Raw genomic sequence first — 23,401 nt, forward strand, 5'->3', positions numbered from 1 at the left:
CAGTCCTTCACCTTCTCACACGACGTCGGCAAGGCAACATTGCGACAACAGAAAACCACATTTGTGCTTGCGCTCAATGGGGAAGCCCTTGTAGTTGCCTTAATTTGACATAAATATAATGACCAATTTTTTGTGCCTATGTGTAGGATCACTAATTATTTGTAGTGTTGCTCCATACGTGCCTTACTTCACCGATGACCGTTTCCCCGTCCACGAGTCCGTCGGGAACCCAGTCGTTTCACGCTAGCAACAACGCCGGCTCGACTGGCCGGATCAGGGCATCCATTCATCTATCGGAAGCGCAGTGCTTCTGCCGACGGCTGGTGATCGGCGCGTGAACCATGCATCCACGATGCAAACGTCAGGAGCTGCGGCTTCGCGCGATATGTTGGTGATGGGCGCGATACTGTAAATTGTTGATCGGATGCGCGTACCTGGGCGCCGAAGACTGTGGAGTGGATGCCAGATCCTGGGCGGCCATTGGCGCGGAGTGCCTAGCAAGCCCTGCTGATCGAGGGGGCGATGAAATGAGGAACGAGACATGAGCATGCCCGCAGTCGGTTCGTCCTGTGGATCAAAGGCGAAGTCCGGCGATACCTGACACGGGGCGACTATGACGGCTTCTTTGCCGGCTGGCCGGGAAGCACAGTGATTGATATCGCGACCGACGCCACGCAACGGCTCCGGGCGGCGCTTGTGGAAGTCACCCTGCGCCGGGCGCGTGGTTTCGAGCGATCGGTGACATTGCCGGAGCCGATCGATCGATGGCTGCGCAGCAAGCTCGGCCCCATGGTGCAGGGACTGTTCACCGTTTATGAGCGTGACTGCGTGCTCGACGCGCTCGCAGGGGGAATCATCTTCCTCACACCGCACAATATCGTCGACGTGCTTACCACGGAACCGTGGCTGTCGACCGCGTGGCGCCTCGCGAATCTGTATCTGGATAGCCTGGGCGCGCAGCGGCTCGGCTCGCAGGCCGGCGAGCTGGTCGGATTAAGCCAGGGCGCTACCTGCTACGTGTCGCTCGCGTACTTCGACCAGACCGATCCGTTTGCGGACTACGTCGTGCGTGAGGCGGCACACGTGTTGCACAATTGTCGCCGCACAGCGATCGGTCTACCAGAGCGTCGTCACTGCCCAATGCCGCTCGACATCGCTTTCCACCAGCGCGAGACCTTTGCCTACGCGTGTGAGGCCTACAGCCGGATTGTTGCGATGGGGCGCGATGGCGAGTCCAGGCAGACGGCGCTCGAACGGCACAAGGCGTCGGAGTTGCCGCCGGATGAGCGGGTCGATCACGGAACATACCTGGCGATCCTGGAGGAGGCAGTTCGCGCGCGCAATGGCTGGCGATGCATCGCAAAGCGGTGTGCGCCGCCATGACGGATTCAGGACGCGGCCGCATCCGGGATCCGCGCGCTGCAGAGCGCGCTACCCGGCGATCGGAGGCGAGGGGCGCGGGTGAGTATCGCGTCGAGGATTGAGGCAGATCAACACCGAAGCTGAAATATAGCGTTGGTTCAATTTCCGGCACGAAGGCGATGATCATGCAAAGCACTTCCACCTGCCGCCTGCGGCACGCGACAGCAACTGGGGCCCACGTGGATGTCGGGGACTGGGGAAAAACGGGCGAACGGGGCTGGATGCCCATGAATCCATGGAGGGTTCTAATACGATGGCCGCACCGAGTTTTGTCTATACGATCTCCTGTGTCGCGAAGATGCTCGGAGAGCCGGAGGACTGGCTGGAGGAACTGGCGAGTATGAACCTGGAGCCAGAGGACGGGTGTCTCGGGATCATCGACGATCTCGACGTCCCCGCTGAGCAGTTGGCCACGGTAACCGCGTTCACGAATGCCGGGATCGAGGCGCTCAGGGAGCTGGTTGCTGAAGCGAAGCGACAGTCTGGCGGGATGGGCAGCCAAGGGTAGATAGGCGCCGATCAGGTGGGGCGCCTCTTGCACCATGAGACCAAAAAGACCCCTTGGGCGGGTGGGTATGCCGTGGGGCGCGCCAAAGCATTAGTTTGCGCTTGCGAGCGACGTGCCCGGATAGTCGCCCGCGAGCCAATCATCAAAACCGCCCTCGGACTTGAAAAACACTCGTTTGGATATACAATACGATTTATGTGTATCTACTGGAGATCATGATGCAAGTCGCTAAATGGGGCAACAGCCTTGCCGTCCGGCTGCCTGCGAGCGTCGTCGATGCACTCGGTTTGAAGGAGGGCGACGACATTGAGATCTATGCCGAACAGTCCGGCGCGTTCTCGGTCAGCAAAAAGCCGACGGTTGCTGAGCGGATCGAGCGCCTGCGTAAGTACCGCGGACGACTGCCTGCCGACTTCAAGTTCGATCGGGAATCGCTCAGCGAAAGGGGGAAACGCTGAATGACGGTTGAGGCACCGGCGCGATTTGCCGTCGATAGCAATGTGATTGCCTATCTGTTCTCCGGCGACGCCGCGAAGGCTGACCGGGCCGAGGCGCTGGTGGTGCAGGGGGCGCGGATGCCCGTCATCAGCACGCAGGTAATGAACGAGGTTACGCTCGTCATGAGCCGGAAAATGGGGCTCTCGTGGCCGGAGATCAACGTTCTCCTGGGCGATGTGGAGGAGTTCTGCGAGATCGTGCCACTGACGCTTGAAGTCCACAAGGAAGCACGCCGTATCGCCGAACACTACGGATTCAGGTTCTACGATTCGTGCATCATCGCCTTCGCGTTGCTTGAAGATTGCGAAGTACTCTACAGCGAGGATATGCAACACGGCCAGGTCATCTTCGACCGGCTGACGGTGGTCAATCCGTTCCGATCACCCAGTTGACCCGCTGTCTGATTCGTCGCGCGTCGCACGGTTCGTACCGTCGACGCTTTTTCCATCCGGCGCGGCGGACTGCTGCGCCAGGAAACGGTCGACCGTCCATATCCACGCGCCGCTGTTCAGCTCGCAGAATTCCTTGCGCGAGCCGGGGTAATCGTCCTTTTCGTGCTAAATCTGGCGGTTTCTCCTCAGAGCCTTTATTTATCAGGCTTACAGGGTGACGCTGACTATTGTCAGCAGGCCAAAAAAGCGTCTGCGGTAACATACCTGCCCGCGATTACGGATCGCGCGACCTTGACGGGAGGCAGGAGATGTCGGGCCTCGAATTTCGCTATGTGGGACAGGATCGCCTGCCCACCCGGTTGTCGGAATTTGACGTGGAGGGCTACTTCGCGCTGACCGACAGCGACATTGCCGCAGTCAACGAGCGCTTTCGACGCGATCGCCGTGCGGGCGCCGCCATCCAGCTGGTCTTTCTGCGGGCCAGTGGCCACACCCTCGATCATGTGGGCACGCTGCCGCGCCAGTTGCTGCGCTACGTCGGCGAGCGGCTCGGCCTGCCGACCCCGACGATCGCCTCGCTTCGTACGCTCTACCGGCGCTACAAAACGCTGTACGAGCATCAGGTCTGGGCCTGCGAATACCTTGGCCTGACGTCGATCGGACCGGACCACTGGGCGGGACTGGAAGCGTGGATGCGACAGGACGCCACCGAATCACTCACGCTCGACGAACTGCTCCAGCACGCCCATTGCTGGCTGTATGAGCGCCGCATCCTGATGCCCGCCGAACGCAAGCTGCGGGATCTCGGCCGTTCGATCTGGTCGGACGTTGAGCGCGGTCTGCTCGCAATGATCGAGGCAACTGTCACGGAAACGCAGCTGGTGCACGCCGATGCTGTCCTATCTTCCCAGCACGGCACCTCCGGTATGAGAGTTCTCGAATGGCTGAAAACCCCGCCGGCGCGACACAGCCCCACGACTCTCACCGAAACGCTTGCGAAGGTCCGGTTCCTCAAGGAACTCGGAGCACATACGTGGGCGCTCGGTGCCGTGCCAATCGAAAAGCAGCGTGCGTACGCGCAGCGCATCCAGGCCCGCCGCCCTGCGAAGGTCCGCGAACTCAAGGCGTCCACCCGAACGATCGAGCTGATCTTTTTCCTGCGCGTTACGCTGCTCGAGATGACGGACGCGCTGCTCTATCAAACGGGGCGCAGGGTCTCCGATCTCGTACGGCAGGCTTACGACCGCACGACAGTCCGGCAGGCACGCTCGGCCGTCGAGTACTGGCAGCAGCTGGTCGCGATCAAGGCGCTGGTTCAGGATAGCAGCCGGCCGGCGCAAGAACGTCTCGACGATATTGGAAAGCTGCTTGAGGACCTCGCAGACAAGCCACCGGCAAGTCACGCAGCTAGCGTCCGCGAAACGCTCACCGACGATCACCACCGCATCCGGAATCTGCTGGGGCCGTTACGTGAGCTGGGTTTCGCGGGCCGGGATGCGGAACCAAGCCTGCGGCAACTCGAACTTATCGGCACACTGCACGACAGCGGCGCGACCGAGTTGCCGCCCGACTGCGATGTGCCGGTGAGCGCCGCCTGGCGCGATCTGGTCAAGGGTGACGATCGGGCGCGCGCGCTGCGGGCACTGGAAGCATCGGCAATCACGGGTCTGCGCAAGGGGCTTCGCCGCGGTTCGGTCTGGATCAACCACAGCCTGTCGTTCCGGGAGCGCGACCACCTGCTGATTCCACCCGCGCAATGGGAAAGCGAACGCGACCGGTACCTGTCGTCGCTCGGATTGCCGGGGACAGCGGAGCCGTTCCTCGAACGGCTGACGGAACACCTGAAGGCGGGCCTGGCTGCGCTGGAGGAAGCTCGCGAGGCTGGTCGCGTGACGGTCGGCACCGACGGCGCGCTGCACCTGTCGGCGATCGAAGCGCTGCCAACCGATGGCGTACCGAAGCGTACGCGGGACCTGCTGTTCAGGGAGATCGGCACGGCGCAGTTCGCCGACATGATCATGGAGATGGATGCCCACACAGGCTTCAGTGAAGTGCTGCTGTCACGCAAGGCGCGCAACGCGAGCGAACTCGTCTCGCTGTATGCCGCGCTGATCGCACACGGCACGGAACTCGACGCGAAGAACGTCGCCGCGATGATTCCGCAACTGGACCCGGCGCACATCTCGACGGCGATGCGCGCTCTCGAGATGCCCGGCCGGCTGCCGCGTGCGAACGAGCGCGTAGTGGAATTCCAGCGCACGCATCCGATCACGGAACTCTGGGGCACCGGACAACGGGCATCGAGTGACTCGATGAGTCTGGATACGTCACCGCACCTCTTTTATGCCCGGGTCGATCCGCGACGTCGGACCCATGCGGTGGGCAAGTACACGCACGTGCTGGACCAGCACGGCATTGTCTATAACCAGCCGATCGTGCTTAACGAACGGCAGGCTGGAGTAGCGATCGAGGGCGTGATCCGTCACAATGAGAACCGCGAAGACGGCGGACTGCTGCGGCTTTCAGTAGACACGCATGGGTACACGAGCGTAGGGATGGCCGTGTCGAAGCTGCTCGGTTTCGACCTTTGCCCGCGTCTGCGCAATCTCTCGGAACGCAAGCTGTATCTGCCGAGAGGCATGGCCGCGCCCGAGGGTCTGGCGGCGGTCGTCGCCTACGAGATCTCCCACAAGGCAATTCGCGAAGGTTGGGACGAACTGCTGCGGCTCATTGCCTCGATCCACTCGGGACGTGTGAGCGCGATCGTCGCGTTGCAGCGATTTGGCAGCGCGGCACAGGGCGACCCCGTGTACCGGGCGGCTGACCATCTCGGCAAGCTGTTGCGCACGCTCTTTCTGTGCGATTACTTCAGCAACGTGGAGTTTCGTCGTGAGATGCATACGCTGCTCAACCGGGGCGAGTCGGTTCACCAGTTGCAGCGCGCGATCTACACTGGCAAGATTGCGGCCGAGCGCGGACGGCGCCGTGACGAGATGATCGCGATATCCGGATCGTTGACCCTGCTGACGAACTTGGTGATTGCGTGGAACACACAGCGCATGCAGGTGACCATCGACGACTGGCGACGCAAGGGACAGGAGGTCGACGATGACTGGCTGCGGCGGATGGGGCCGGCGCACTTCGCACATGTCAATTTCCGCGGGACGTTGAGCTTTCCCATCGACCGCTACCGCGAGATGCTGCTGGATGCGGCACCGTGGCAGCGCACGGCAAGCTCGTAAGGCGAGTCTGCGAAGGAGAGACGATGGATATCGATACCGCAGCCATTGATGAGGTGGTGCTGGCACTGCTGCACCTGAACCTGTGCGACGGGAATCGCGCCTGGAAAAGCTTTGACTGGTCTGCGCTGAACCGCCTGCACGCGAAAGGCTTTATCCGCGATCCGGTCAGCCGCGCGAAATCCGTCGGGCTGACCGACGAGGGCCTGCGCGAAGCCGGGCGGCTGTTCACGAAGTACTTCGTGCGCCCGGCCGGTCCACAGCCGGCAGGCAAACCGGCGTGATCAACGCCAGTACCGGTTGGCGATCGGATCGTGCAGCACCGCTTCGGCCATGCAGTCGCACAGCTCTGCCGTCGAGTGGATTTCGCCGAGCAACTCCTCGATGGCGGCTTCCAGTTCCGGACCATGTGCGAACGGCATGACGATTTCGTATCGCGTACGGCGTCCGTTGATGCAGCGCATCCGGTACTGGGACTGGCAGAAGCTTTCGATCCAGCGCCGGGCCTTCGACATGCCCCGAACGAACTTGCTGTTGCGCTCGATGACTAGGTGGAGGTTCAGCGGTGTTTCGATTGTCGGCGGGATTGACGGTCGCTCCACGGACGGCACTGCTTTCGTGGGAACGGCGAGCGCCGATTGTGGCGGCGCAATGGTTGGCGTCACCGCGAGCGCGGATTCGATCCGGTGCTGCGCGAACGGGTCGGCGGCGTCGATGTAGCGCATCGCGGAACGCACGTCCTTCCACCCGACGTACTCCATCAGCATCTTGATATCCCAATCGTTCGAGTTGGCCCAGGTCGCAAAGCCCCGCCGCAGCGAGTGGCTGCTGTAGCTGTCGGGCGCCGGCACGCCCGCTGCGCGAAACAGCGTGCGCAGCAGCGGCACGAAGCTGCCGGCGTGTAGTCCGTCCTCGCTGACGTGCCCCCAGCGGTCAATACTTCGGAACACGGGGCCTTCAGTCAGGCCCGAGGCCGCGACCCACGCTTCATAAGCGGCCACCGGGCACAGACGGGAGAGCGCTGGCGCCCTGAAGGTCGTGCCCAGCTGCGCGCGGTCGCCTTTGGTGCGCGGCAGGAACAGTGTCATGCCCCGGCCGGGTTCGATCGCAATGTGTTCGATCTGCAGGCGGCCGAGTTCGTCGGAACGAAAGCCGCGCCAGAAGCCGAGCAGCACCAGCGACCGGTTGCGAATGTGCGTGATGCGGGTTCGCGGTTCACTCATCGCCGTTGCATTCCCGATCTGCGCGTCGAGCCATGCCACCACCCGTTCGAGTTGTGCAAGCTGCAGCGGCTTCGCGCGCTTTTCGGTTGCGGGATGCAGCGCCGCGATGCCCTTGAGCACCTTGCGCACATGGGGCGTCTTCGTCGGGTCCGGGAAGCCCTGCGTCTGATGCCACTGCGCGAGCGCCGCAAGCCGTGCCCGCAGCGTGTTCACCGACAGCGACTGCGCATGGTCGGCGAGGTACCGCGCGATCGCATCGGCGCTCGCGGGCAGGAAGCCGCCCCATTCGATCTCGAAATGACGGATCGCCGACTGGTAGCTACGCCGTGTGTTCTCGCGTGTGGCGGCATCAACGTAGCGTTCGACGGAGGACATGGAGATTGCTGGCCAACGTGTCAGATGGCCGAATGATACCGGAACAGACGTGAGCGTTTCCGGGACCATTCGCCTGCCACAGCGAGCCGACCTCCAGAGCAGTCATTGGCCTGACCACTGGCGAATGTTCTCTCCCCGAGAAAAAGGTCTCGTCAGTACCCGCTGCAATAAGGTGGCGTGAGCCTTGAACCGGGCTCGCACGTTGCGTTGACGGTGTCTGGCGAGGTCGGATTACCCAACAGCGGCCACCGCCGGTTGTTCCCGGTGCTGGGCAATCCACTCGCTGAAAAGTCTCACCTTTGGCAGGTGTGCAACGGAGTCGGGGTACACAAAATAGTAGCGTGATCCCGTCTCGACCGCGGTATCGAATGGCATGACAAGGCGCCTGGCCGTCACATCCTCGCTGACCAGCGTCCGGTCGCTGATGGCAACGCCAAAACCCTGCATGGCGGCATTCGTTGCCAGATCGAGCGTTTCGAAGCTCGGCCCGAGATTTGGATCTATATGGCCCGCGCCGACGTGATCTAGCCACAGCTTCCAGTCGCGATGGTCCCGGGTCGGATGTAGCAATGTGTGGTTCGCAAGTTCGTCAGCGCTTGCGAGCGGCTTCCCGTCCAGCAGCTCCGGTGCACAGACCGGTGTGAGTTGCTCGTCGAAGAGTGATACTGCGCGCACTTCGGCGCCTGGCGATGAACCATAGATGATCGCCGCATCGAATGGCTCGATCCGAAAGTCGACATCGTGCTGCCAGGTCGTTGTAATCTGCACCTGCAGTTCCGGATGTTCGCCCTGAAAGCGCATGATCCTCGGTAGCATCCATCGCATGACGCAGGTCGGCACCTTCAGCGCAAGATCCGTCCGCTGGCGGGTAAGGCGCAGCGAAACCTCCTCGATGCGCGCAAAGCCTTCCTTCACGGCGGGCAGCAGCATCTCTCCCTCGGCTGTCAGCGTCAGTCCCTTCGCCCCTCGTATGAAAAGCGGAAACTTGTAATAGTCCTCCAGCGCAAGAATCTGACGGCTGACCGCCCCCTGCGTGAGGCACAGATGTTCTGCCGCACGCGTGAAGCTGCGGTGACGCGCAACCATCTCGAAGATCTGGAGCGCGTTAAGTGGAGGAAGTCTTCGCATGGGATGCGGATATCCAGCAGGAGCGAAAGGGAGGCACGTCTAAATCCCGTCCAGCGGGATAGCGCCATTACATTTGTGCATATAGGTCGAATACAGGATTTGCGCGATACGGACTTTCCCGGGGGCGTAGTCATGTCAATTCGTCGGTCTATTTCCGCATACGCCTGCCCGGCGCATACCTGCGCAGCCGGGCATATCAGAACGTGTTGTCGTCCCGGCAACAAAGCGGCGAAACTCCGCGCCCGTTAAACATTCAACCGGCATGCGCCCTTTTTGGGCGCCGCGCTTGTCCCCGTTGCCACCCAACGCGTCAGCCAGCGTGGTTTGGTGCGTGGGTTTTTTGGGGCAGACCTGCCTGGAAGAGCAACCGGGGAGCGCAAATGAACTGCAGACCGGGCAACATGTGGCGAGCCCGGTCCGGTAGCCGAGCGACTAATGCAGGATCTTCGAGAGGAAATCCTTTGCCCGGTCAGACTTCGGGCGCGCAAAGAACTCCTCCTTGAGATCGTCTTCGACAATGCGTCCGTGATCCATGAAGATCACGCGGTGTGCGACCTTCCTGGCGAAGCCCATCTCATGCGTGACGCACATCATGGTCATGCCCTCCTGGGCCAGTTCGACCATCACGTCGAGCACCTCGTTGATCATTTCCGGGTCAAGCGCCGATGTCGGTTCGTCAAACAGCATAGCGATCGGGTCCATCGACAGGGCGCGCGCGATGGCCACCCGTTGTTGCTGCCCGCCGGACAACTGGGCGGGATACTTGTCCGCGTGTGCGCGCAGGCCGACCCTATGGAGCAGCCGCAGGGCCTTGTCCGCTGCCTCGTCCTTCGCGCGCCCCAGTACCTTCGTCTGTGCCAGCGTCAGATTTTCCGTGATCGACATGTGCGGAAACAGCTCGAAATGCTGGAACACCATCCCGACCTTCGAGCGCAGTCTGGACAGATTCGTTCTCCTGTCGCCGACCGACTCGCCGTTGATCGTGATCCCGCCGTTCTGGAAAGGTTCAAGTCCGTTGACTGTCTTGATGAGCGTCGACTTGCCGGAACCGGAAGGGCCGCAGACCACCACGACCTCGCCCTTCTTCACCTCGGTCGTGCAGTCGGTCAGCACCTGAAACTGGCCATACCACTTCGATACATTGCTGATGGAAATCATGTCAAAACCCGCTTCCTGAAATGTTGGACTGATGCGCCTGTGGCTCGTGCCCGTGTCAGCGACGCCGGCCTTGCTGGTAGCGACGCTCGAGCACGCGCGCGTACCAGGTGAGGGGAAAGCACATCGCGAAGTAGATGAGCGCGACCATCCCATAGATGGGGAACGGCCGGAACGCTGCGTTCGTGATCATCGAACCGGTCTTGGTCAGTTCGGTGAGACCGATGATTGACGTCAGCGCGGTACTTTTCACGACCTGAACGAGAAAGCCCACAGTCGGTGGCACGGCGATCTTCCAGGCCTGCGGCCAGACGACGTAGCGCAACTGCTGGGTCCACGTCATGCCGAGGCTTGCTGCTGCGCTCCACTGGCCGCGCGGCACCGCCTCGACAGACCCTCGCCAGATGTCGGCAAGATAGGCGCCCGTGTACAGCGTGAGCGTCACGGCCGCTGCGGCCCAGGGTGACACATCGACGCCCAGCAGCGGCAAACCAAAAAACCCGAGAAACAGCTGCATCAGCAGCGGCGTGCCCTGAAACACTTCGACGTACAGGACCACGACGCGACGCAGCCAGGGCAGCGGGGACACCCGCATGGCGAGCAGCACGAGGCCTGTCACACCACCGCCGAGGAAGGCGATCAGCGACAGCAGGATTGTCCAGCGCGCAGCGAACAGCAGGTTGCGCGCGATATCCCATAGGGTGAATTCGATCATGGCGAACGCTCCGTCGGAAGGGCAGATGCCGCCGCGCGGGTACGGGGGGTGAACAGCGCACGTAGTCTGCCTCGTGGCGCGACTGTTGTGGAACCGCGGGCTGCCCGACCCGCAAAGAGCCCCTTGCCGAGGTGGTTGATCAGCTGGCGCAGCACGATCGACAGCAACAGATAGATTGCGGTGATGATCACGTAACTTTCGAACGAGCGGAAGTTGCGTGACTGGATGAAATTGGCCGCATACGTGAGGTCGGGTACGGAGATCTGCGACACTACGGCCGAGCCGAGCATCACGATCAGCACCTGTCCCAGCAACGCCGGGAACACGTTCGCTAACGCCTGCGGCAGCACGACGTGGCGGAACACCTGCCGACCCTGCAGGCCGAGCGCCATCGCAGCCTGGATCTGTCCACGTGGAATCGAGTCGATCCCCGCGCGGACGATTTCGATCGCATAGGCACCCAGGTTGACAGTCATCGCGAGCACGGCAGCCTGCATCTCGTCGATGTGCACGCCAAGCCCCGGCAGCCCGAAGAACACGAAGAAGAGCTGCACGAGAAACGGCGTGTTGCGGATCAGCTCGACGTAGGCGGCCACCAGCGCCCGGACCCACCTCCCGCCCGCGACCGCGAGGCTCGCTCCCACGATACCAACGATGCCGCCCAGCAGCGTCGAGACTGCTGTCAGGCCTAGCGTCACCGTGACGCCGCGTGCGAGCATGCCCGCATAGAGACCGAAGCCACTGAAGTCAAATGCGTAGGTCATCGCGGCGCCATCCGTTGCCCGGGTGAATAGAAACCGGACTGCATCAGAGTACAGCCGGCAGCGGTGCACGCAGCCACTTCTGCGAGATCGCGTTCATCGTGCCATCCTTCTTTGCGTTCGCGATGGCCTCGTCCACCTTCTGCTTCAGGCGCGGCTCGTTCTTGTTCAGGCCAACGTGGTCCGGCGAGCTGAAGAGCGAAAACTTCTGCTCCGGATCGTTTGCCGGATGACGGGCCATGATCGTCGCGCCAACGTCGTTGCCGACCACCAGCAGCTGCGCCTGACCTGACAGGAACGCCGAAATCGCACCGTTCGGATCATCAAAGCGCTTGATGACAGCGGAAGACGGGGCGACCTTGCTCACGCTCAGATCCTCGAGCGTGCCGCGCGCGACGGCGACCGTCTTGCCGGCCAGATCGTTCGCATTCTTCACCGTGAGCGTCTTGGGCCCAAATACCGCGAGATAGTACGGCGCATACGGCTGCGAGAAGTCGATCACTTTCGCGCGTTCCGGTGTCTGGCCGACGGAGAGCAGCATGTCGGTCTTGCGGTCGGCGAGGTAGGCCATGCGGTTGTCACCCGTGACCTGGACCAGTTCGACCTTCGCGTTGAGCGCCTTGCCGATCAGGTTGGCGACGTCGATGTCGTAGCCCATCGGCTTCATGTCCGGTCCGATCGACCCGAACGGCGGATAGTCCTCGAATACGCCGACGCGCACGACGCCCGATTTCGCAATCGTGTCGAGTGCGTCGGCGTGCGCGAGTGGCGCGAACATGGAAAGGCTCGCCATACCGGCGAAGGCGAGCGTGACGGCGGTGCGTGCAAACAGGCGCTGCACGGGATTCATGGTCTGGATCAGGGTGTTCACGAGGGTGTCTCCTTTTGCTGCTCTTTGGGGTGAAATCGGGTCAATGTACGGCGCGCGCGGCGATCAGCTTGCAGGCATGTTCTGGCAGTTCCGCGAACACCCGCATGCCCACCTGCAGGTCGGGCGTCTCCCGCGGCGTGGTGGCGGCGGTCAGCGTGAAGCCATCGCAGTCGATCGTGGCCTCGATCGCTGCGCCGACGTCCCGGACAAACGTCACCTTGCCGGCCAGGATGTTCGGCCCGGGACTGGCCGTCGCGGACCTCACACATATGTCCTCGGGGCGAATCAGCAGCCGGATGTCGCCCGCCGCGTCCAGTGCGCGCGTGGTGGCGTTCACCACGATCTGCTGCCCACCGGGCAAGCCGATCCTGTTCCGGCCATCGAAGGTGATCGGCAGGATGTTGCCGAGGCCGATGAAGTCGGCGACAAATTCGCTGACCGGATCGCGATAGATGTCGAGCGGCCTGCCGACCTGCGCGATGCGGCCTTTTTCCATCACGACGATCTCGTCGGCCATCGTCATCGCTTCGCGCTGGTCGTGCGTGACCATGATCGTCGTGATGCCAAGGCGCTGCTGCAGCAGGCGGATCTCGACCTGCATCGCCTCGCGCAGCTTCGCGTCGAGCGCGGAGAGCGGCTCGTCGAGCAGCAGCAGTTTCGGCGCCGACGCAATCGCGCGCGCGATCGCGACGCGCTGGCGTTGTCCGCCGGAAAGCTGTGTGACCGGCCGGTTTGCCATATGCGGCAACTGGATCAGTTCGAGCAGCTCGGCGACGCGCCTCTTTTGCGCTGTCTTGTCGAGCTTGCGCAGCCGCAGCGGATAGGCGACGTTCTCGGCGACCGTCATATGGGGAAAGAGCGCAAGTGACTGGAACACCATGCCGAAATCGCGCCGGTTCGCCGGCACGTGCGTGAGGTCGCGGCCGGCGAACCTCACTGTGCCGGAGCTTGGCGTTTCGAGGCCTGCGATGATCCGCAGGAGCGTCGTCTTGCCGCAACCGGAAGGCCCAAGAAAGCACACGAGCTTGCCGTCGGGCACGCTGAGATCGACCTGGTCGACCGCGTATGCGGTATGAAAGCGCTTCGTCACGCCCTGGAGTGTCAACTGAGTCATGAAGGTTCCTTATGCTCGCGATCGGAGAGTCGGTGGGACTTACAGCGCCACGCCTTCATCACCGACCAGCTTCTCAAGCAGCCAGATCAGCCCGAAGTCGATCGCGACGATGAACACGGCAAACGAGAACACGGTCGGATCAAGCGACGATACAGTGCGGCTATACAGCCAGATCGGCAGCGTCATCGTGTTGATCCCGTAGAGAAAGAACGTCACCGTGAATTCGTTGAACGAGATGATGAACGCGAACAGCATGCCGGCCAGAATGCCCGGCCGCATCAGCGGCAGCACCACGTCGATGAGTGCGCGGCGCGGATTCGCGCCCATTACGCAGGCCGCTTCCTCGAACTCCGGTCCGATCGACGCTACCGATGCCGCGCAATTCTTCACGGTGAACGGCAGCGACAGGATCACGTGCGCGATGATGAGTCGAAAGATGCCGAGTTCGACCGGCAACGCGTTGAAGACGAGCAGCAGCGACAGCCCGAGCATGACGAGCGGGTAGACGAGCGGCAGCGCGACCAGCTGCTCGACAAGCCCCTTGCCGCGGAACCGGTAGCGGGAGAGCGCATACGCGGCAGGGACCGAGATGGCAGTCGCGATCAGCATGGTTGACACCGCCACAATCAGGCTGGTGCTCAACGCGCTGCCCATCGACATCACGTCGCTCGCGTCGGGCGACACGAAGGTATGCCATGCCGCGCGATACCAGTGCAGCCCGAAACTTTGGGGTGGGAATTCGAGCGTGTCCGAGTTGCCGAACGACATCGTGATCATCGTCAGGATCGGCAGCGCAGCCAGAAACAGCACGATCGTGGCAAGCAGACTCGCCGGCCGGCCGAGCCGGCCCGGCATCGTCGTCGGAAGGCGTAGGGTATTCATGTACGGGGCTCCTCGATACGTTGCATGCGACGCACGAGTCCTTGCGATACCGCCATCACCGTGAGCGTGGCGACCATCAGCACGACACCCGATGCGGACGCGGCAGGCCAGTTCAGAAGCGGCGCGACCTGGTCGTGCACGAGCACCGCGAGCATCGGCACCCGCCGGCCGCCGAGCAGCAGTGGCACGGCGAACGCGCTTGCGTTGTACGCGAAGACGAGCAGCGCACCAGAGATGAGCCCTGGCATCGCGAGCGGCAGCATCACGTGACGCAGCGTTTGCCAGCGCGTTGCGCCAAGCGTCGCCGCTGCTTCTTCATACGAGCGTGACACGGCGCGCATCGCGCTCGACAATGGCAGCACGGCGAGCGGAAACGCAGTCTGGATGAGCCCGAGCAGCACGCCGTTCTCGCGATAGAGCCACTGCAGCGGCCGCTGAATCACACCGCTCGCGAGCAGCGCCTGATTGAGCAAGCCCGCGGGTCCAAGTATCACGAGCCAGCCGTAACCTTGCAGCAGCAGATTGACGAGCAGCGGCAACAACACGCCAGCCAGCAGGAGGCGCCGCGCGAGCCGCGATTCCGTGCGTGCCATTGCCAGCGCGACCGGGATCGCGAGCAGCACCGCGCACACCATGCTTTGAAACGCGAGCCGCAGCGTGAGCAGCAGCGAGTGCACGAAGTACGAATCGGCGAGATCCACATAATTCTGCAGCGTGAACGCATGCCACTCGTTGCCGGGCGCCCCGAAGCTCATGCGCAGCACGGCAATCGCCGCCGCGACGAGCACCGCGAGGAATGCCAGGATCGGTGCGAGCAGCAGCCACGCCGGCACCTTCGGCAGGGCGGCAGCAGCGGATGGTTCGGCCGCCGCCGATCCTGCGCGGCGCGAAGAGAGCGCGGACATGGTGGTCATGCCGAGAAGAGTTCGGTATAGCGTTTGATCCACGCCGGTTGGACGACGGCCAGCGCCTTGTCGTCGTGCAGGATCGACTTCTCGGCGATCTGCTGCGGCGACGGCACGAACGCACGGCTCGCTGTCGGGATCACCGCCTTCGAGTTCACCGGGCCGTTCAGCACATCGGCCGCCATCTGGCCTTGCACGCCCGCATCGAGCGAATGATTGATGAACGCGTGGATCAGGTCGCTGTCACCGGGATGCGATTTCGGAATGACGGTGAACAGCAGTTGCGTCGCGAAGCCTTCCTTCATTCCATACGTGATGGCCATCTTGTACTCGGGCTTGCGGATCTGGTCCGGGAAGAACGCGGGCGAATAGATCCCGCCAATATCCAGAGAACCCGTGCGGAACAGATCGGCAATCTGATTCGGGTTTTCGCCGAGCGTCAGTACACGATCCTTCAGAAGTGCGAGCTTCCTGAAGCCGGGCTCGATGTTCTGCTGCGAACCGCCAGACATCTTTGCCGCGATGATCGCGAGATCGACGGCCTCGGCGAATTCGGGAGGCGGCAGGAACAGGCGGCCCTTGTATTTGGGGTCCCACAGCGCTTCGTAGCTTGCCGGCGCCGTCTTCACGGTCGACGTGTTGTAGATCAGCCCGTCAGACCACAGCAGATAGCCGACGCCGAAGCCATTGGCGCCGGTTCGATATTTCTCGGCGACGTCCTTCAGATTCGGCAACTGGTTCAGGTCGGGCTTCACGAGCAGACCTGCATCGGCAAGGCCGGATGCGCCGACACCCGCAAGCGTGATCACGTCATAGGTCGGACGGTCGCCTGCTGCCTTGACTTTCGCGACCATGCCGGACGTCCCGTCGGCACGGTCCGCGATGACCTTCGCACCCGTCTTCGCCGTAAAGGTCGCGGCGATATTGCGCAGGGCCGCTGTACCGGTATCGTCGGACCATGTGAGCAGACGCAGCGTCTTGCCCGAGAAGTTGCGTTCCTGCGCACGTACGTTGATGAAAGGCATCGGTAACGCCGAAGCTGCGAGCGCCAGCCCCATCGTCTTGATTGCCTGCCTTCTGCCCTGTTTGATTTTTTGCATGGCCGTCTCCAGTTTGAACAACACGATCGTGGATCAATTGAGATCCATCGATCGATGGCGTGGTGCGTAAATCCACTCTAGGTGTGTGATGGTTCGGCAACAAACGAAATCTCTGCATGAGCGCCATGACGCAAGCACATGCGCTTCCGTCAGTCGGGCTTGATCGCCGTCAGTACCTGCTTGATTTCCTGAAAAGCTGCGAGCCCGAACGGACCGAGTTCGCGACCGATGCTGCTGTGCCTGTAGCCGCCCCACGAGGTCTGCGGAAAGATCAGTTGCGGCGCGTTGATCCAGACGACCCCCGCAGCCAGGGCGTCCGCGACCCGTTTACCGCGCACCGCATCGCGGGTGACGACCGTCGCGACCAGTCCGAACTCGGTGTCGTTGGCGGCATCGATCGCGTCCTCTTCGGTGTCGAAGCTGCGCACGCACAGCACCGGGCCAAAAATTTCCTCGCGCCACACCGCGCTATCGGCTGGAACGTCGACAAACATGGTTGGCTTCACGAAATAGCCTGGACCCGATGGCACTTCGCCGCCGATCACGAGACGCGCGCCGTCGGCCTTGCCCTGCGCGATGAAGCGCTGCACACGTTCGTATTGCGCGCGGTTCGTGAGAGGGCCCATCTGCACGCCAGGCGCAAACGGATCACCAACCACGGTTTGCGTCGCACGGTCCGCGAGCCGCTCGATCAGCGCGTCGGCCATCGATTGCTCGACCAGTACACGCGAGGTCGCCGAACACATCTGTCCCGCGTTGTAGAAGGCTCCGCTTGCCACGAGGTCGACAGCAAGATCGAGATCGGCATCGCCGAACACAATGATCGACGACTTGCCGCCGAGTTCGAGACTCACGCCCTTGATGGTTTCAGCGGCGGTCTTCATGACCTGCTCGCCGACGCCGGTACTACCCGTGAACGATACCTTCGCGACGAGCGGATGAGCGGTCAGCGGCGCGCCCACCTCCGCGCCGGTTCCTGTGACGACGTTGAACACACCGGGGGGCACCCCTGCTTCGGCGACGATCGCGGCCAGTGCCAGCTCGGGCAGCGGGGTGACTTCCGACGGCTTCAGCACTACGGTGCACCCGGCTGCGAGCGCGGGCGCCAGCTTCCATGCGGTCGTAACCATCGGGAAGTTCCACGGCACGATCAGCGCGGCGACCCCTGCCGGCTCGCGACGGATCACGGCCCGGTGGTCAGCGCTCGGAATCGCGACTTCGGACTCACCCGTCTCATCGAGCTGTTCGGCTAGCTCGGCGTAGTAGTCGAAGGTCGCGACGACGTCACCGATGTCGACCCGCGCCTCAGCAAGCGGTTTGCCGTTGTTGAGCGACTGGAGCGTGGCGAGATATTCGCCGCGGGCCTCCACGCCGCGGGCGATCGCACGCAGGCAGACCGCACGGCTGGCACCGGTTGTGTTCTTCCAGCTGCGCAACGCGCGGGCGGCGGCCCGCACTGCGCGATCGACATCGGGTGCGCCACCCGCTTCAACTTCGGCGAGTGTCTCTTCGGTGGACGGATTGACGATTGACAGGCGGCCAGCGCCTTCGCTGTTGCACCAGCGCCCGTCGATATAGAGCTGGGTCCTCAGCAACTGATCGAATCGCAGGAGTTCTGGCGTGCTCATGCGGACACCTGCTCGAACCAGTTGGCCTCGCGGATCTCGATCACGGTCGGGACATTGCGCAACACAGCGTGCTGCAGCTCGGCGATAAGGGCATCCGGGGTATCTACACGACTTGCCGTACACCCGAAGCCGCGTGCCAAAGCGGTGAAGTCCGGCGTATAGATATCGACGCCGACGGGCGTGATATCGCGCCCGACCATGTATTTTCGAATCTCGCCGTAGCCGAAGTTGTTCCAGAGCAGCACGATCACCGGCACCCGTGCCTCGACTGCGCTCGCCAGCTCCGGCAGCGTGAATTGCAGGCCGCCGTCACCGATCAGGCAGACGACTGGCCGCTGTGGCGCTGCAAGTTTCGCTCCGATCGCAGCCGGCAAGCCGTATCCCAACGTGCCGTAGCCTGTCGACGAGTTGAACCACGAGCGGGGCGCAGGTGCGTCGTGCACGAAGTTCCCCGCATAAACGGGGCTCGTGGAATCACCGGCGATGATCACGTCGGGTAGCACGCTGATGATCGTATCGATGAACCGCTTTTGCGAGCGCGTCGCTGCATCGTAGCTGGCCATGACCGCGTCGCGCACCGTCGCGACGCGCGCTGCGCCCCAGTCGCCTTGACGCGATGGCATCGGGCGCTCATGCAGCCGCACCGAGAGGCTGCCAAGTGCCTGCCTCGCGTCGGCAACGATCGCCACATCCGGACGAAAATTGCGCATCAGCTGCTGCGCATCGATATCGATGCGAATGAGCTGGCCCTCGATTGCGAAGCCGCTATCAAAAACGACGTCGTAGTCGGTTTCGCCCAGTTCGGTCCCAACGGCGAGGATGACGTCGGCTTCCCGGACCAGAGCCCGCGTCTCGGGCAGCGATTGTGTTGAACCAATCAACAGAGGATGACCACACGGCAGGAGTCCTTTCGCATTGATCGTGAGCGCGACCGGCGCCTGCAGGCGCTCGGCCAGCTCGCGCAGTTCGACCGCGGCCTCTAACGCCCCGCCGCCAGCCAGGATCAGCGGGTGCCGGGCGTTGGCGAGCCGGTCCGCGGCGTCAGCCAGCGCAATCGCGCTGGCGCTCGGTCTGGCCGGCAAAGCCGCAGGTGTCAGCGTCAATCCGCCCGCCGACGCAACGATCACGTCGAGGGGAATCTCGATGTGCACCGGACGGGGCCGCGCGCTCCCAAACACCGCAAATGCGCGGGCGAGCACCTGGGGCAGTTCGGCCGCATCGAGCAGCGTATGCGAGAACGCAGTGAAGCCCGCGAATACTTCGCGTTGCGATGGCAGTTGATGGAGACGCCCGTCCCCGCTGCCCAGCTCTCGCCGCGCATTCACGCTGGAGATCACGAGCATCGGGATCGAGTCCGCATAGGCCTGTGCCATTGCAGTCGCGATGTTGGTCATGCCTGGACCCGTGATGATGAAGCAGACGCCGGGCCTGCCGGTGACCCGCGCATAGCCGTCCGCCATGAAGCCGGCTCCCTGTTCATGGCGTGGCGTCACGTGCCGGATCGACGAAGCAGCGAGACCCCGGTAAAGCTCGACTGTATGCACCCCCGGGATACCGAACACGTACTGGACGCCGTATCCTTCGAGCAACGCAACGAGCGCTTCGCCACAGGTTTGATCTGGCGTAGACCAGAGGTCGGTTGTCCTGGCGACGACTTCACTCAAGCAGGTAGTGGTTTCGGGAAAATTCATTGATCATCACACTCGTGGTTGGTTTTAACCCTGCAGACAGGTGCCCGCGTCAAGTCAGAATCTTTTCCGGAATTTGCTGCATACGCTCGCAATCAACTACGCGGCCGGCTGACAGGTCTGGGTGCATTCACACGCTCTTCCATGCGACCAATTCTCGTCGCTGGACACGCCCGGAACAATCGATGGTTTTTCATGACGCGCATGTTCTACGCGCATGACCGAGGGGAAACCCGACTCCGTTTGATCTGCATATCTAATGGATGTCGCCTCCCCACCGAGAACGCGTCACCGGTTGGCAACTTGTCACATAAGTGCGGGACCCTGGCCAGACGTTTTGGATCTTCGTACGACGGCGATCGCTTCTCAACGCTTTGCCAGGCTTCGATACGATTGCGGGCCATCGCGGCTTTGCCGAAGCAGCTGATCGGCCCTGTGTGGCGCAACGCGCAACAGGCCACCAGATCCGGTCATTGGACGATTACCACGGTTTCGCTTATTCGCCCGGCAAGAAAGTTGGCGTTGCCCTCTGAGGGCAAAAGGTCGCTGCCTGCCCTCAAGGTATGCTGCGCGAGTTCGAAGAGGTGACGCCAAGGTTGTGCCAGCGTGAAAGTTTGCACTCCATGTACCGCCGCGCCGATGGGTTCAATCCCGCAAAAAGCATCCGGCGTCGAGCCGACTGTATGGGCGCACATGTGCAGAGAATGGACTCATGGCATTAGCACGAGGATTTCCTGATGGAGCCGTTCGACGCAGCGATCGTCGACGGACCATTGGCGCGTGTCAATGTTCACCGGGCGAGATCTTCTGAAGAGAGCCCCGCTCCTGTTTGCGCGTCAGCATGGCTGAAGCACAACCTCACCCAATCCCTCGCGCTCGTGCGTCGCACACGACTGCCCCGACCTGCGGCCGGGGCGACTGACGGATCTGGCTGCAGTTTCCAAACGACCGGGATGCTGATGCCGTGCCCGGCCGACGCCTTGAAACGCTGCATTGGGCGACCAACGCTGCCATGCAGGGTTTCGGTGGCGCGACAGGCGCTGGCCTGCGCGGAGAGGGATGTTGCCGGGCGACGCCTTGCGGCATCCTTCAGAATCGCGCTGGAAACTGGACAAGCCGCAGGCTGCAGCGTGTCGCGCGGGAGTCCCTGAGGTTGACCCTCGGGAGACTCCCGGCCAGGTGTCAGGACCCTGCGAGCGGTTAATCAGTTCGCGGACACGTCAATGTTTCCGAAGTACTTCTGCGCCAGCGTCTTGACCGTGCCGTCGGCCTCCAACTTCGCGATTGCCGCGTCCAACTCCTTCTTCAGCGATTCGTCGCCCTTGCGGATACCGAACGCAATGCCACTGCCAAGGATCCTGTCATCACGCACCGGCTGGCCGACGAACGCGAAGCCCTTACCATCCGGGCGCGACAGGAAACCCGTCTGACCTGCTGGCGCGAGCACCAGTGTCGCGTCGAGTCGTCCGGCAACGAGGTCCGCATAGACCTGGTTCTGGTCCTGGTACGACACGACGTTGACGCTCGCGCTTTCCCAATGCGCCTTCGCAAAGGTTTCCTGGATTGACGCCTGCAGCACCCCAACGCGCTTGCCCTTGAGCGATTCAGCCGTCGCCACCAGGCCGCTGTCGCTGCGTGCTATCAGCTTCGTCGGCACGCGGTAGATGACCTTCGTGAAGTCGATCGCCTGGCGGCGCTGTTCGGTGGCGTTCATCGCCGAGTTGATCGCATCGAACTTGCGCCCCTGCAACGCCGGGATCAGGCCGTCGAACGACGTCTCGACCCACTTGCACGTCAGATGCGCGGTCGCGCACACCGCGTTGCCGACGTCGATGTCGAAACCTTGCAACTGGCCGCTGGCGGCCTTCGATTCGAACGGCGGATACTGCGCTTCGAGCCCGAAGCGTAGCGTCGAGGTCCCGGCGAGCGCCGGCAGCGAGACGAAGGCACACCCGAGTGCGAACCAGATTCCGGATCTTTTCATGAGAGAGTCTCCTTACAGTTGGCAGCGCGCTGCGCAATTCGGACGTGACGCGCCGCAGTGTCAATGACGTTAGAATTTGGGGCGGCAAAAGAGAGCGCTTTTTTTTATTAGGTATGCTAGTTACGAAAACGGGAATTCACGTAGTTCTTGTGACACTCACGAAAGCACTGAAGGCCGGTCGCCCCCCGCGGCGAGCCGCTGCGCGTTACACCGGGCAGCCCCCATCGCACTTTTCGACGAGACGTGCTGCGAAGAGGGCGGCGGCGCCAGACCGTCGATTCCCGACTCGCGGGTTGAGGATCAATCCCGTCGATATCGAATAATGAAGTCCAGACGGAGGCGGCCCGTCAGCGATCGACGCCGCCCATGCACAGGTACTTCAGTTCAAGGTATTCCTCAATGCCGTATTTCGAACCTTCACGGCCCAGGCCGGACTGCTTGACGCCGCCAAACGGCGCCACCTCGTTCGAGATCAGGCCGGTGTTGATGCCGACCATGCCGTACTCCAGCGCTTCCGCAACGCGCCAGATGCGGCCGATATCGCGGCTGTAGACGTACGACGCCAGACCGGATTCGGTGTCATTCGCCATCGCAATCACTTCCGCATCGCTGGAAAACCGGAACAGCGGCGCCAGCGGCCCGAACGTTTCCTCCCTCGCCACGCGCATGGCCGGCGTCACGTCTGCCAGCACGGTTGGCTGGAAGAACGTGCCGCCCAGGCTGTGGCGGCTACCGCCAGTCAGCACCCGCGCCCCCTTGCCCAGCGCATCGGCAATATGCAGTTCCACCTTCGCCACAGCGGCTTCGTTGATCAGCGGGCCCTGCAGCACACCGGATTCCACCCCGTGGCCGACCTTGAGCGCGGCGACGGCAGCCACCAGTTTCTGCGCGAAGGCGTCGTACACGGCGTCGTGCACGTAGAGCCGGTTGGCGCAGACGCAGGTCTGGCCGGCATTACGGTACTTCGAGACGATCGCGCCTTCCACGGCCGCGTCGAGGTCGGCGTCGTCGAACACGATGAAGGGTGCATTGCCGCCCAGCTCGAGCGAGAGCTTCTTGATGGTGTCGGCCGACTGGCGCATCAGGGTGCGCCCCACTTCCGTGGAACCCGTAAAGCTCAGCTTCCGGACCACCGGATTGCTCGTCAGCTCGCCGCCAATGGCCACCGCGTCGCCCGTCAGCACGCTCAGCACGCCGGCGGGCACCCCCGCGCGTTCGGCCAGCACGGCCAGCGCGAGCGCCGACAACGGGGTGTCCTCGGCAGGCTTGAGCACCATCGCGCAACCCGCGGCCAGCGCAGGGCCCGCCTTGCGGGTGATCATCGCCAGCGGGAAATTCCAGGGCGTAATGGCGGCGCACACCCCGACCGGTTCCTTGATGACCAGCAGCCGCCTGTCGCCCGCCGGCGTTGCCAGCACGTCGCCGCACACCCGCTTGGCTTCTTCGGCAAACCATTCGATGAACGAGGCGGCATACGTGACCTCGCCACGGGCTTCGGCCAGCGGCTTGCCCTGCTCACTCGTCATCAGCAAGGCCAGATCCTCGGCATTAGCCAGCATCAGCTCATGCCATTTGCGCAGCACCTGGCTACGCTCGCGCGCCGTCCTGGCACGCCATGCAACCTGCGCCACGCGCGCGGCGTCGACGGCACGCCGCGTTTCGGCCGCGCCCATCGCTGGCACCGTGCCAAGCACAGCGCCGGTTGCCGGGTCGGTTACGGCGAAGGTAGCGCCGGAATCAGCGTCCGACCACTCGCCTCCGATCAGGGCCTGTGCTCGCATCAGGCCCGGGTCCTTGAGTTTCATGTTTGGCT

General features: G+C 62.9%; 20 protein-coding genes. 6 read left to right on the forward strand and 14 right to left on the reverse strand.

The annotated features are described in order from the left end of the window. Positions 1-648: 648 nt before the first annotated feature. From HDG37_RS18510 to HDG37_RS18535, 6 genes are all read left to right on the forward strand, one after another. Complete coding sequence (locus HDG37_RS18510) at positions 649-1,383, forward strand: hypothetical protein (RefSeq protein ID WP_311541503.1); 735 nt, start codon at positions 649-651, stop codon at positions 1,381-1,383. Between the two features lie 292 nt (positions 1,384-1,675). Next, positions 1,676-1,930, forward strand: a complete 255-nt coding sequence (locus HDG37_RS18515) for a hypothetical protein (RefSeq protein ID WP_184050122.1) — start codon at positions 1,676-1,678, stop codon at positions 1,928-1,930. 218 nt (positions 1,931-2,148) lie between these two features. Continuing rightward, a complete protein-coding gene (locus HDG37_RS18520) occupies positions 2,149-2,388 on the forward strand; it encodes an AbrB/MazE/SpoVT family DNA-binding domain-containing protein (protein WP_184050469.1) in 240 nt (79 codons plus the stop codon). Continuing rightward, positions 2,389-2,820 carry a PIN domain-containing protein gene (locus tag HDG37_RS18525; protein WP_184050124.1) on the forward strand — a complete coding sequence of 144 codons (432 nt, stop codon included), beginning with the start codon at positions 2,389-2,391 and terminating at the stop codon, positions 2,818-2,820. A 308-nt stretch (positions 2,821-3,128) separates the two neighbouring features. Beyond that, the gene (locus HDG37_RS18530) at positions 3,129-6,062 is read left to right on the forward strand and encodes a Tn3 family transposase (RefSeq protein ID WP_184050126.1); all 2,934 of its coding nucleotides are present in this window, start codon (positions 3,129-3,131) and stop codon (positions 6,060-6,062) included. A gap of 23 nt (positions 6,063-6,085) precedes the next feature. Next, positions 6,086-6,343 (forward strand): DUF6429 family protein, encoded by a 258-nt coding sequence (locus HDG37_RS18535; protein WP_184050128.1) that lies wholly within the window; start codon positions 6,086-6,088, stop codon positions 6,341-6,343. Here HDG37_RS18535 and HDG37_RS18540 read toward each other — a convergent pair whose 3' ends face one another. The 14 genes from HDG37_RS18540 to gabD form a co-directional block, all read right to left on the reverse strand. After that, entirely contained in the window at positions 6,344-7,657 is a 1,314-nt protein-coding gene (locus HDG37_RS18540; protein WP_184050130.1) for a site-specific integrase, read from the reverse strand. Between the two features lie 231 nt (positions 7,658-7,888). After that, on the reverse strand, positions 7,889-8,785 hold the full coding sequence (locus tag HDG37_RS18545) for a LysR substrate-binding domain-containing protein (RefSeq protein ID WP_184050132.1): 897 nt from the start codon (positions 8,783-8,785) through the stop codon (positions 7,889-7,891). Positions 8,786-9,217: 432 nt separating this feature from the next. Next, a complete protein-coding gene (locus HDG37_RS18550) occupies positions 9,218-9,943 on the reverse strand; it encodes an amino acid ABC transporter ATP-binding protein (RefSeq protein WP_184050134.1) in 726 nt (241 codons plus the stop codon). Positions 9,944-9,998: 55 nt separating this feature from the next. Then, positions 9,999-10,655, reverse strand: a complete 657-nt coding sequence (locus tag HDG37_RS18555) for an amino acid ABC transporter permease (RefSeq protein ID WP_184050136.1) — start codon at positions 10,653-10,655, stop codon at positions 9,999-10,001. Beyond that, complete coding sequence (locus HDG37_RS18560; RefSeq protein ID WP_184050138.1) at positions 10,652-11,419, reverse strand: amino acid ABC transporter permease; 768 nt, start codon at positions 11,417-11,419, stop codon at positions 10,652-10,654. Before HDG37_RS18560 ends, HDG37_RS18555 begins: the two co-directional genes overlap by 4 nt. A gap of 43 nt (positions 11,420-11,462) precedes the next feature. Beyond that, a complete protein-coding gene (locus HDG37_RS18565) occupies positions 11,463-12,266 on the reverse strand; it encodes a transporter substrate-binding domain-containing protein (protein WP_184050471.1) in 804 nt (267 codons plus the stop codon). 61 nt (positions 12,267-12,327) lie between these two features. After that, positions 12,328-13,401 (reverse strand): ABC transporter ATP-binding protein, encoded by a 1,074-nt coding sequence (locus HDG37_RS18570; protein ID WP_184050140.1) that lies wholly within the window; start codon positions 13,399-13,401, stop codon positions 12,328-12,330. A gap of 39 nt (positions 13,402-13,440) precedes the next feature. After that, positions 13,441-14,283, reverse strand: a complete 843-nt coding sequence (locus HDG37_RS18575) for an ABC transporter permease (RefSeq protein ID WP_184050142.1) — start codon at positions 14,281-14,283, stop codon at positions 13,441-13,443. Further along, positions 14,280-15,197 carry an ABC transporter permease gene (locus tag HDG37_RS18580; protein ID WP_184050144.1) on the reverse strand — a complete coding sequence of 306 codons (918 nt, stop codon included), beginning with the start codon at positions 15,195-15,197 and terminating at the stop codon, positions 14,280-14,282. The genes HDG37_RS18575 and HDG37_RS18580 overlap by 4 nt, the downstream gene beginning before the upstream one ends. Next, on the reverse strand, positions 15,194-16,288 hold the full coding sequence (locus HDG37_RS18585) for a PotD/PotF family extracellular solute-binding protein (RefSeq protein WP_184050146.1): 1,095 nt from the start codon (positions 16,286-16,288) through the stop codon (positions 15,194-15,196). Before HDG37_RS18585 ends, HDG37_RS18580 begins: the two co-directional genes overlap by 4 nt. 149 nt (positions 16,289-16,437) lie before the next feature. Beyond that, positions 16,438-17,916, reverse strand: a complete 1,479-nt coding sequence (locus tag HDG37_RS18590) for an aldehyde dehydrogenase family protein (RefSeq protein ID WP_184050148.1) — start codon at positions 17,914-17,916, stop codon at positions 16,438-16,440. Continuing rightward, on the reverse strand, positions 17,913-19,607 hold the full coding sequence (locus tag HDG37_RS18595) for a 5-guanidino-2-oxopentanoate decarboxylase (RefSeq protein ID WP_184050150.1): 1,695 nt from the start codon (positions 19,605-19,607) through the stop codon (positions 17,913-17,915). The genes HDG37_RS18590 and HDG37_RS18595 overlap by 4 nt, the downstream gene beginning before the upstream one ends. 1,201 nt (positions 19,608-20,808) lie before the next feature. Further along, positions 20,809-21,588, reverse strand: coding sequence for an ABC transporter substrate-binding protein (locus HDG37_RS18600; protein WP_184050152.1), 780 nt, complete (start codon positions 21,586-21,588; stop codon positions 20,809-20,811). Positions 21,589-21,935: 347 nt separating this feature from the next. Further along, positions 21,936-23,393, reverse strand: a complete 1,458-nt coding sequence (gene gabD / locus HDG37_RS18605; protein ID WP_184050154.1) for an NADP-dependent succinate-semialdehyde dehydrogenase — start codon at positions 23,391-23,393, stop codon at positions 21,936-21,938. Positions 23,394-23,401: the final 8 nt, after the last annotated feature.

This window comes from Paraburkholderia sp. MM5384-R2, from assembly GCF_014201025.1.
Lineage (GTDB): Bacteria > Pseudomonadota > Gammaproteobacteria > Burkholderiales > Burkholderiaceae > Paraburkholderia > Paraburkholderia tuberum.